Annotated in this window: 10 protein-coding genes; 6 read left to right on the plus strand and 4 right to left on the minus strand. The window is 48.6% G+C overall.

Annotated elements, in window-relative coordinates:
* Positions 1–2 precede the first annotated feature (2 nt).
* A complete protein-coding gene (locus DEU30_RS11785) occupies positions 3–263 on the plus strand; it encodes a DUF3630 family protein (RefSeq protein ID WP_114982280.1) in 261 nt (86 codons plus the stop codon).
* On the plus strand, positions 256–3,033 hold the full coding sequence (locus DEU30_RS11790) for an EAL domain-containing protein (RefSeq protein WP_114982281.1): 2,778 nt from the start codon (positions 256–258) through the stop codon (positions 3,031–3,033). Before DEU30_RS11785 ends, DEU30_RS11790 begins: the two co-directional genes overlap by 8 nt.
* A gap of 42 nt (positions 3,034–3,075) precedes the next feature.
* Here DEU30_RS11790 and DEU30_RS11795 read toward each other — a convergent pair whose 3' ends face one another.
* Entirely contained in the window at positions 3,076–3,549 is a 474-nt protein-coding gene (locus DEU30_RS11795; protein WP_011235768.1) for an Hsp20 family protein, read from the minus strand.
* A gap of 224 nt (positions 3,550–3,773) precedes the next feature.
* On the opposite strand from DEU30_RS11795, the gene DEU30_RS11800 reads away from it, so the two are divergent.
* On the plus strand, positions 3,774–4,778 hold the full coding sequence (locus DEU30_RS11800) for a hypothetical protein (RefSeq protein ID WP_114982282.1): 1,005 nt from the start codon (positions 3,774–3,776) through the stop codon (positions 4,776–4,778).
* A gap of 23 nt (positions 4,779–4,801) precedes the next feature.
* Complete coding sequence (locus tag DEU30_RS11805; RefSeq protein WP_114982283.1) at positions 4,802–5,626, plus strand: mechanosensitive ion channel domain-containing protein; 825 nt, start codon at positions 4,802–4,804, stop codon at positions 5,624–5,626.
* Here the strand turns inward: DEU30_RS11805 and DEU30_RS11810 are convergent.
* Entirely contained in the window at positions 5,623–7,455 is a 1,833-nt protein-coding gene (locus tag DEU30_RS11810) for an ABC transporter ATP-binding protein (RefSeq protein WP_114982284.1), read from the minus strand. The genes DEU30_RS11805 and DEU30_RS11810 overlap by 4 nt on opposite strands.
* A 115-nt stretch (positions 7,456–7,570) precedes the next feature.
* Between DEU30_RS11810 and DEU30_RS11815 the strand changes: the two genes are divergently transcribed.
* A complete protein-coding gene (locus DEU30_RS11815) occupies positions 7,571–7,990 on the plus strand; it encodes a DUF6746 family protein (protein ID WP_034822904.1) in 420 nt (139 codons plus the stop codon).
* Positions 7,991–7,994: 4 nt separating this feature from the next.
* Here DEU30_RS11815 and DEU30_RS11820 read toward each other — a convergent pair whose 3' ends face one another.
* A complete protein-coding gene (locus DEU30_RS11820; protein ID WP_114982285.1) occupies positions 7,995–9,101 on the minus strand; it encodes a beta-eliminating lyase-related protein in 1,107 nt (368 codons plus the stop codon).
* A 7-nt stretch (positions 9,102–9,108) separates the two neighbouring features.
* Positions 9,109–9,360: a hypothetical protein gene (locus DEU30_RS11825; RefSeq protein WP_011235762.1), complete on the minus strand. Its 252-nt coding sequence runs from the start codon at positions 9,358–9,360 to the stop codon at positions 9,109–9,111.
* Positions 9,361–9,454: 94 nt separating this feature from the next.
* On the opposite strand from DEU30_RS11825, the gene DEU30_RS11830 reads away from it, so the two are divergent.
* The gene (locus tag DEU30_RS11830; RefSeq protein ID WP_114982286.1) at positions 9,455–11,335 is read left to right on the plus strand and encodes a DUF885 domain-containing protein; all 1,881 of its coding nucleotides are present in this window, start codon (positions 9,455–9,457) and stop codon (positions 11,333–11,335) included.
* Positions 11,336–11,348: the final 13 nt, after the last annotated feature.

An 11,348-nucleotide genomic window follows, 5' to 3' on the forward strand; every position in this document is an offset into this window, starting at 1 on the left:
CAATGGAAGACAACGTCATTACGCTAAAAAGTACGCCACCGGAAGCTGACCATGAGCTTTGGGTGAACGAACTTTGTGAGCGTATTGGTGCTACCATCCGTGAAAAAGAATGGGCTGCGGACCAGTTTTGCTGGCGTTTGAGTATTAACCAGCGGCACTGGCTGCTGTTCTACTCGGAAATTTGTGATGCCGTCTGGTTACAAGCTCTGGAAGAACCCGAAGCTACAGTAAAAGCACTCCTGGTGGAGTATGGTTATGTTTAACTATTGGTTTGCCGCACTGCTGTTAGCGTTAACTCTGATACCACCGGCTTTTGCTCAGGACCCTCTAACCGTCTCCCCGCAAAGCTCGCGCTTAAGGTTGAATGAGCATTTCAATTACCGGGTGGTCAACGCCGACCTGCAAGTTGAGAGCATTGCTATTAATGAGCCGCAGCGCTGGTTAAGCCCTGAGCAGTTACAGGATCATAACTACGCCGGTGAACGACCCAATGTCTGGGGCGTGGTTCCTTTATTTAATCGTAGCAATGGGCCACTTACTCTTCATCTGCATTTCAGCGACCCTTATCTGGAACAAGTTGGGGTTTATTTACTGGATAAAAATGGGCAAATAGAAAGCAGTAACATCAGTCGGTTTTCCACCCCGCTATTACAGCGAAATTATTTATCTCATGAGCAAATTTTGCCGGTAACCTTACCCGCTAACAAAATTGTCTGGTTGGCTGTGTCGGTGCAGCAATGGCCGGAACAAATGCCATCTATAGGCCTTTGGCAGCCGGGCGACTTACAGTTACGCCTCCAGCAGCAACAAACGGCTTTGGGGGTTAACGCCGGTATTCTTATTCTGCTGGCTTTAGCTGCGGCAGTTTCAGCGCGGTTGTTCGGTAGTCGTCTGTTAATTTCCTTTGGCGGCCTGACATTAACCTTTACCCTCGCACTGTTATCACACAGTGGTATCTGGATTACTTACTTCACACCATACTCGCCGGACATTGCTGCGGAGCTGAAGGTGTATATCAGCCAGCTCCTGATCCTGGCTCTTAGTTGGTTTATATGGGAATGGTCGCGTTTTCGCTTCAAATTCTCCCGCTTCAACCGTATTGGTTATGCGGTAATGATGGCGGCAATTGCGCTGACCATTTTGCTGCCGTGGCTATCGGAGCCCTGGCGGTTGGCTTCCGTATCCTGGCAAATTAATGCGCTATTGCTCTGGGGCGGAGTGGTTATTGGCCGTAGCTTGCAGAAACAACCTGTGGCAGGTCATAAGTGGCAAACGGTATTGATGGTTCTGACCATTATATCCGCCTGGCTGCTGGTTTCACCGCGCTATAACCCAATAGGGGAAGGGCTTTCCGGGTTATTGTTGTACAGCGGCCTGACTTTAGTCACAACTATGTTTTTGCTGGCGCTTGAGCGTTACCGATTTAGTCGCCTGGTACAGCGCATTAGTAATTTAAAACGTAACCGCAAAATTTTAAGACGGCGTTTATGGCGTATTTTAAAACGAACCGGAGAAGGTTGGTTCAGAGTTAACCCCGACGGCAGTATTAAACAGGTTAACCGGCAAATGATAAAAATTCTGGCCGCTCATTCCCTGAAACAAATTCAGATGCACTGGCCAAAAGGTTTTAGCATTGAAGGGCAGCGCCAACTGGTTTCTATTGAGCGGCTTGATGGTCGTAAAGTGTGGCTCGATATTGAATTGTTTCCTGACAATACCGGGCGTATGGCCGATGTCACTAAACGTATGGAAGCAGAAGTTCATCTTAACTTTCTGGCTCATCACGATGCCGTAACGGGCTTATTAAATGTGCGCGAGTTTCGGCGCCTGCTGCAATCCCGTCTGGATAGAAAAAAGACAACCAGCGTTACCATTATTCGTCTTAATGGTTTGCAGGTTATTGCGGATCAAGCCGGCGCTGATGGTCGTGATCAGGCCATACTACAGCTGACATTATCCTTACAGCAAAAAGCACCTAAAAGCGCACGTGTCGCACGCATAAGTGAAGCAGAAATTGCGCTGCTGACGAACGAAGATGAACAAGCGGCGTTTGCTCAGGCGCATCGTTTACTGCAAGTTTGCAGAGAGTTTCGTTTTAGTAGTGAAAAACGTATTTTTCAGCTGACAGGTCACGCTGGTATTGCTTACAGTCTTGGCGAAAGTCTGGCGGCCAGCACCGTCATGCGGCAAGCTCGGGAGGCCGTTCAGCTGGCAATGCAGCAGGGTGACTATCGAGTTCATTCGCACAGCGAAGCCGATCAGAAACGCTTAATTGGGCAAGCTGAGGAAGAGTGGGAAGCGCGGCTGAAAAAAGCACTACGGGAAGAAAACTGGCAGTTGTTTGCGCAACCACTGGTCAGTGCCGCAAAAAGCGAAGATAAGCATTGCTTCGAGTTGTTATTGCGACTGCCGGGTAACGAGAGTGACGAGGCTATTGCTCCGCAGCAGTTTTTACGAGCCGCTCTGAGTGCCGGCGTTATGGGTAAAGCTGACCGCTGGTTGGTCAGGGAAGTTATTGAGCATTTTAATGAACAGCCCTTTGAAGCTAATCGTACCTGGCGCTGCCACATCAATTTGTCCGCGCAAAGCCTCGAAGATGTCGACTTTATTCGTTTTATAGAGCAAAGCCTGAAGCATTCTATATTACAGCCGGAGCAGTTGGTCTTTGAGGTGTCTGAGCCTGATGCCGACAAGTACTTTGATGAAACTTACCGTCTGTTCAGAGAGCTTAGGGATTTAGGCATAGGTACTGCTTTAGATCAGTTTGGTACCGGCTTCAATTCGTTCCGGCTTATGCGGCAGTTACCGTTAACGCAAATTAAGGTTAATAGATTTTGGGTGCAGGACATGCTGGTAGATGCGGTTGATGCGGAACTGGTCGCCAGCTGTGTGCGCATTGCTAAGGTTCTTGATATTGAGGTATGTGCAGTAGGTGTGGAAAGTGATGAAGCGCGTATTAAGCTCTCTCAGCTGGGCGTAGACTATATCCAGGGGTTCGTCTGTGGGCACCCAGTAGAGTGGCAACGTCAGTAAAAACAGGGCGGCTAATTGCCGCCCCTCATCCAGTGCTTAAGTTTAAGCAGCACTTTCCTTACTTTTGGAACGATCTTGCAGCAGGTCTTTAGTTGAACTGCTAATGTCGATACGTTTCGGTTTCTTGGCTTCAGGAATATTCTTCACCAAGCCGACCGTTAACAGACCGTTCTTTAAGGCTGCGCCGGTGACTTCAATGTGCTCAGCCAGGCTGAACTTACGTTCGAAGGCACGGTTTGCAATGCCGCGGTGCAGATATTCGCGTTTTTCGTTTTCTTCGGCTTTTTTGCCGGTCACACGAAGCACGCCGTTCTCTACTTCAATTTCCAGATCATCCTCTTCAAAACCTGCAACCGCCAGTGTAACGGCGTACTGGTTTTCTGCTACCAGTTCAATGTTGTAGGGAGGATATCCGGTTGCACCAGTATCTGAGCGTAGTGCCGAATCCAGCAAAGATGCCATGCGGTCAAAACCTACACTGCTACGATATAGAGGGCTTAAGTCGATAGTTGCCATAGTCATTCTCCTTTGAAGCAATAACTTTAAAATGTTTAATTAAGTGACACACCATGTGTCGGTTAAGGCGGCTCTCTCAGAGACACCAGCCTTAACTTCTATATGTGTACTGCGCAATTTGGTTTCAAGAGTCGGGTTGCAAAATTTTCATTGGACTCTGCTTCAAGGCACTCTATTATCGGGGCTAAGCAATACTTTATTTATTTGTGAAAAGGACTCTCAGGATGGCCGAAGAGCCAGAAAAAACGTGGCAATGGGTTACTGTTGATGAATATAAAAAGCCAGCCGTTCCTACCGTCATTAAGGTAAAAAAATGGTGGCAAAAAATAATTCGCTGGGTAACACCTGACCCGGAACAAGAAGTTGAAGAGGATCAGCCTGAGGCGCTTGAGCTCAGTTTTGATGACGCAGCAGATGCTTTGGAGCAGTGTTTTTCTGAGTGGTTGGAAGACGACGAAGATAACAGCTTACGCTGGATTATAGCGCCGCCTCATTCAGGTGTTACTGAAGCAGTTCAAAAATGGGTGAAAAAACACGAAATAACTGAGTTGTGTTTACCCGACAGAATGTCGCTTTGCGATCCTGATGAGGATTCTTTGCCGGAATTTCCGACCGAAACTGATAAAACCGGACCCTGGGTGATGCCGCAATTGGCTCATGGTTTTCTCCGCCAAACCAATGGTCTGCGCTGGGTGCGCGAGTTTTTTTCACAGGTGCTTTCCGGGGAGGCTGGTAAAGGCATTATTGTTTGCGACAGCTGGGCCTGGGCTTTCCTGGAAAAAGTCTGGCCGGTGCCGGTAAATCAGTTATGGACGTTGCAGGGGTTGGATCAAAACGCCCTTGAGCAGTTGGGACTGGCTCGCGGAGATGGCCGTTTACGGGCTTTAGCCGCATTAAGCCGGGGAAATGCCGGTGTTGCTGCGGCCTATTCTGACCGTTATCAACGTGACAGTGAAAAGGCCTTTGACACACCGGCGCTGCCCTCAGAAATAAACGATGCCACTGCTTTTGTTTGTTATGCCCTGCTGCTGCATCGAGGTATGACTAAAACACAGTTAGTGCAGGTGTTGCCGATAGTTTCCGGTAGCCAGCTTGAAATCCAGTTACAGGTACTTAAACAACGTGGCTTGATTGAGCTTGAGCAAGAGCTTTGGTACGTCACCCCGCGAGGCTACCCGGTTGTCCGGGAGTTACTTATGTCCCGTGGTTTTTGGTTAGATCGGTTTTAACGCTACAGGCTCAGGAGACAGGAATGGAAACAGGTTCAGTAAAAGACGTTGCCGGGCTATTTAAGTCACTGGACGGCTTTGCCATTTTTGAAATCGTCGTGATTTTTGCTCTGGCACTGGCCGTCGTTTGGCTTACTCAGCGTGTTTTACCCTGGGTAGCCTCGCATTTGCACGGTAAAAGGCGATTATACATTCTGGCAATGGTGCCAATGATCCGCATAGTGGTTCTGGTCATTGCGCTGGTTTTAATTATTCCGCGTATTATTGAACCCACTTTACAAAATATGGTGGCGACACTCGGTGCTGCCGGTCTGGCTATTGGTTTTGCGTTAAAAGATTATGTCAGCAGCTTAATTGCCGGAGTGGTAGCCATTCACGAAATGCCCTACCGTCCGGGTGACTGGATAGAAGTGGATGGAAGTTATGGCGAAGTCACCCATATTGGCATGCGCACGGTTGAACTGGTTACTAATGATGACACCGTTATTTGGGTACCACATTTAAAACTCTGGGATAACTTAATACATAATGCCAACAACGGTGGGCCCAGCTTAATGTGCATTGCTGAGTTTTATACTCAGCCGGAAGCCGACGCCTATCAAATTCGCGACGCGCTGGAGGAAGTAGCGCTGACCAGCCCTTATCTGCAACTGGGTAAGCCAATAGCGGTTACTGCAGCAGAACAACCCTGGGGCACAAAGTACCGATTAAAAGCCTACCCCATTGACCCCAGACAACAGTTTCAGTTTATTACCGATATGACCGCCCGGGGTAAAAAGCGTCTAATCGAATTGGGCGTACGCTTCGCCAAGGTTGAATCGGACGAAGCGTACGAGTTCACTCATTAAGCTTCTTCCGCTAAAAAGCCGCCGGACTGGTGACGCCATAACTTGGCGTAGAGTCCGTCCTGAGCAAGCAGCTGTTCGTGGCTGCCCTGCTCAATAATCTCCCCCTGATCCATTACCACCAGCTTGTCCATAGCCGCAATAGTGGATAAGCGGTGGGCAATAGCAATAACCGTTTTGCCCTGCATGAGTTTATACAGGTTTTCCTGAATGGCGTTTTCTACTTCCGAATCCAGCGCTGAAGTTGCTTCGTCCAGAATCAGAATGGGCGCATCTTTTAACATGACACGGGCAATAGCAATTCGCTGGCGTTGACCACCTGAGAGTTTCACGCCGCGTTCGCCGACATGGGCATCCAGACCGGTACGACCTTTGCTGTCGCTTAAGTCCGCAATAAATTCTTCACAATGCGCTTCGCGTATCGCCTTCATTAAATCCTCTTCACTGGCATCGGGGCGCCCATACAAAATGTTGTCGCGTACTGAGCGGTGCAGCAAAGAGGTGTCCTGAGTCACCATGCCAATGTTCGCGCGCAAACTGTCCTGCTGCACTTTATTAATGGGGTTACCATCAATACGTACTTCACCGCCCTCAACGTCGTAGAAGCGTAACAACAAATTCACCAGCGTGGACTTACCTGCACCTGAGCGTCCGACAATACCGACTTTTTCGCCCGGCTTAATGTGCAGATTAAAGTCATCCATAACGCCATGACCTTTACCATAATGGAAGCGAACATGGTCAAAATTAATGTCGCCGGAAGTCACATTCAAAGCGGGCGCATTGGGTTCATCGACAATGCGCTGTGGTACAGCAATTGAGCCAATACCGTCCTGAACCGTACCAATGCTTTCAAACAGCGTCGACATTTGCCACATAACCATTTGCGACATACCAAACAAGCGCAGAACCAGACCAATAACGACAGCAACAGCGCCTAAAGTCACAGCATTATCCATCCACAGCACAATGGCGGTGGCGGCAGAGCCGAACAACAGTGCGCAGTTTATAAAGTAGAGAAAGCCGTAAAGCTGGGTAACCAGGCGCATTTGCTTATGCACTGTCCCCAAAAAGGTGTCCATACCCTCGTGCGCAAACTCAGCCTCGCGCAGCGAGTGTGAAAACAACTTAACGGTTTGAATGTTGGTATAGGAGTCGACAATGCGTCCGGTCATATTAGAGCGGGCGTCGGCCTGTTCAGCTGATATTTTACCCAGTTTAGGCACAAAGAAGCGTAACAACAGAGCGTACAGAATAAGCCAGCAAGCCAGCGGCAGCATCATTCGCCAGTCGGCACTACCAATAATGACAAACATCCCCAGGAAGTAGACAGCGACGTAGTTCACAACCTCAATAAAGGTCATGATGCATTGCCGCAGCGCGAGTGAGGTTTGCATTAATTTGGTGGCGACCCGGCCGGCAAACTCATCCTGATAGTAACTCATGGACTGTTTCATCAGGTAGCGATGTCCCAGCCAGCGAATGCGCATTGGGAAGTTACCCAGCAACGTCTGGTGGGTTAGCATAGAATGAAACCAGACCAGTAACGGAAGACCGATTAAAACCATCGCGCTCATTCCAAGCAATGGCCAGAACTGATCGTTTAATAAGGTTTCTTTGTCCTGTGCTGACAGCCAGTCAACAATTTGCCCTAAAAAGCCAAATAACCAGACTTCGGCAATGGCAATAGCGGCCATAAGCAGCGCGGTTACCGCAATAAAAGGGGTCGCCCCTTTGGTGAAATGCCAGCAGAATGCAAAAAATCCGGTAGGAGCCTGAGTGGGTTCCTCCGTAGGAAAAGGGTTTAATCGGCGCTCAAACCAGGAAAACATTGCTTCACTCCTTGAGATACATCAAGCTAAAGGATATCAGGTTCACCGCCGTTCATCTTGTAAAAAACGGACACACGAACAATAATGATAACTATTAACAAAAAATGAGGTTTTTATGAAACTTTTGTCCATGATGGCCGCAGGCGCGGCACTGCTTTTTAACGTAGCGGCCATGGCCGACGACGATGAGCAGCGATACGAACATTTTAAACCAGAGCCAGCCGAGAATCTGGAACAGGCTATTATGAACCTGAACGAGTATAACGCGAAACTACAGGAAATTGTGAAGGGTGATTTAACCTCTCAGGACATGGCTAAAGTTCATGAACTGACGTACACACTGGAAGTGGCGCTGGCGCGTTTAAGCAAAGAGCTGGACATTGCAGCGAACTCACTGGAAGAAGTTCATCTGGGCTCTGAGCAAATGAATAAACAGCGTGTTAAAGGCTTTGGTAAAAGCTACTTAGACACGCTGAACCATGTGTTGGGCGAGCACCGCAAACACCATAAGGGCGACCGAAAAAAGCAGCATTAATAACTTAGAGTGTTTCCAAAAACGCCTTAAAGTGTCGTAGCCAAAAGCTTTGTGGCTGCGACATGGCGTTTCTGCCAATTGAAACTTCGCAAATAGCTTCGTCGTTTATTTCAGCTCTTGGCAGTGGTAATAATACGACCCCGGTATTGCTGGCATAATCCGTTATTTTTTCACTGAGTTCATTGGCTTTTAAAGCAAAATGAAGATGAAACATGGCTACTTGCGGTGTTTCTGGATTAACTCGTACGCCATCTAGCGTGCTCAGCGCCTCTCCTAGTGCGCGGGCGTAATTTACGGCTTCCGGCATAATTTGCAGGTTTTCCTTCAGGCCGTGGCGGGCAGACAGTACTTGCGGATATTGAGTAATAATATTACCCCCAGCGCGGCGAGCCCAGATTTTCGCTTGCTCAATAAAGCCCTCTGAGCCCGCAAGTATCGCTCCTGAAATACCGCCTAAATCTTTATAAAAACTGACATAAACCGAGTCAAATAGCTCACAAACCTCGGGTAGTGAACAGTCATAAGCGCTCGGCACCTGCCATAGGCGCGCGCCGTCCAGATGCATCGCAATATTGTGTTGTCTGGCCCACTCTGACTGCATGACTAAGTCGTCCCAATCCGGCAGTTGCCCGCCAATTTCGCGCATGGGCAGTTCCAGTAGTACGCTCGCTAAATCATCCGTTTGCACCGACTTAAGGTCGTTAAGTGTTATGGGGTTATCGGCAAAACCTGTGGTAGTGCCGTTGAGCTTCCATAAAGCTTCAAACCCCATGTGTTCATGCAACATTAAATGCGAGGTTGGGTGCAATGCCACGCCGTTGCGCTGGCGCTCATCGGCATGCACGCGTAACGCCAAAGACTGCGCCAGAGTTCCGGTTGGCAAAAACAAAGCCGCCGGTTTGCCTAATAACTCTGCCATTTCGTCTTCAAAATTATTAATAAGCGAGCCGCTGCCATAAACGTCTCTTTTCTCAGTCGGTTGCAGTTGTTCCGCAAGCAGCTTCAGTTCATCTGCCATTGAGTTCTGTGGTTGCCGCAAAAGCGACGCGTTGGCCTGTTCAGCGGCGTGTTGGTAAGCCTGTTTGGTTTTTTCACTAATTGAGACTGACATGCTGCACCTATTTTGAGTGGACTTTACCGCCAATAATTTTGTAAGCAGGAGTGCCGCGTATCATGGTTTCGCGCGCAAACTCCTGGCCACAGCCCGGGCAGTGACATGGTGTGGTCGTATGGTCTTCAACAATCCGCTCAATAAAGCATTTTACTAAAGCGCCTTTGCCACCTTTTCTGTATTTAAATATGGGCGTTTTGCACTGCAGACAAGAAATCTGCACGGTGCGTACCGGCCCTTTCTTGTTCGGTTTCGCCATAAACTCTTCGGTTATAATTTAAGCATTTCCATTAGTGTAACAAGCACGCTATAGTTTTTCTTCCTGTATCAAAAGAAGAATAAAGGACATTGCTATGCGTTATTCAATTGTCGCCCTGGCTGTTTTGGGCTTACTAACGGCCTGCGGACAACCGCAACAGAGCAACTCTGAACAAAACTCTCAAACGGCTGCTGAGCAAACTAAGCAAAATACGCAAACTGAGCAGTCTGCGAAATCTGAAACCGAACGTCTGAATCAGTGGTTTGAAGAGAAATACGAAGAACAACTTCAACAAAGCCCAATGCAAATGACCTTCCTGGGGCGCAAAGATCGCTACGGTGACATTGACGACATGACCGTCGCCGCTGAGAAAAAGCAGCTCGACTGGCTGGAGGGAACCGTTGAAGAGCTTAAGGCGAATTTCGATTATGACAAGCTGAGCCTTGAAGCACAAACGTCTTACGACGTTTGGGTTTACCAATATGAACAAGCTAAGCGTAACGCTGAATTCCGTGGCATGGATTATGTTTTTGACCAGATGCGCGGTGCGCATACCTTCTTGCCGCAGTTTATAATCAACTTCCACCGGGTGGACAGCGCGGAGGATATGGACGCCTATATTTCGCGTCTGGAGGGCGGCGCAACGGCTATTGAACAGTTATTGCAGCGCGCTAAGCAGCAAGTCGAGAACGGTGTTCGCGCACCGCGTTTTGCCTACGAGCAAATTATCAAAGAAGCCAAAGGGCTGACCTCTGGTGCGCCTTTTGATGAAGAAGGTGATTCAAGCCTGCTTGAAGATGCCAAAAGCAAGCTGAGTTCGCTTCAGGAAAATGACGAGATCTCCGCCGAACAAGCTGACAAGTACGAAAAAGAAGTCCGTAAAGTCCTGTTGGAACGTTTCCGTCCAAGTTATGAAGCATTAATTAGCTTTCTGGAAAACGACATTGAGAATACCGATGAAGTAGCAACGGGTGTGCATCGTCTGGAAAACGGCGACGCCTACTACAATGCCCTGCTGGAAAATTATACCACCACAGACTTAACGGCCGATGAAATTCATCAGATAGGCCTTGATGAAGTCGAACGCCTGACCAACGAGATGATTGCCATTAAAGAGAAAGTTGAATTTGATGGCGATTTGCAGGACTTCTTTGATTATATCCGTACCGATGAGCGTTTCTTCTACCCGAACAATGATGAAGGTGCGGAGATGTATCTGGAAGACTCGCGTGAGTATCTGGCTTACATCAACGAAAAGCTGCCGGAATATTTTGGAATTTTGCCAAAAGCCGACTTAGTTGTGAAACGCGTTGAAGCCTTCCGTGAACAAGACGGTGCAGCCCAGCACTATTACCCCGGTTCGCCTGACGGTGAGCGTCCAGGTATTTACTATGCGCATTTGTCGGACATGAGCTCTATGCCAAAAAATGAGATGGAAGCCATTGCCTATCATGAAGGTAACCCGGGTCACCACATGCAAATTTCCATTGCGCAGGAACTGGAGTCCGTACCGGAATTCCGTACTCAGGCCGGCTTTACGGTTTACACCGAAGGTTGGGGCTTATATGCAGAGCAGTTAGCCAAGGAAATGGGTGCCTATGAAGACCCTTATTCTGATTTTGGTCGCTTAACCACGGAAATGTGGCGTGCGGTACGTCTGGTTGTGGATACCGGTATGCACGCCAAGGGCTGGACCGAAGAGGAAGCGGTTAAATACTTCCAGGAACATACGCCGATTGCTGAAGGTGCTGTGCGTTCAGAGGTTCGTCGCTATCTGGTTATGCCGGGTCAGGCAACTGCTTATAAAATTGGCATGATCCGCATTTTGGAACTGCGTGAAGAAGCCAGAGATGCTCTGGGTGACAAGTTCGATATTCGCGGCTTCCACGACACCGTTCTGGGTGGTGGTGCACTACCACTGCACATCCTGGAGCGCCGTGTTGAACAGTGGGTTAAAGAGCAGAAAAAAGCCTAACTAAGGAGAGTTA

The organism is Idiomarina sp. 017G (assembly GCF_004362265.1).
Taxonomy (GTDB): Bacteria; Pseudomonadota; Gammaproteobacteria; order Enterobacterales; family Alteromonadaceae; genus Idiomarina; species Idiomarina loihiensis.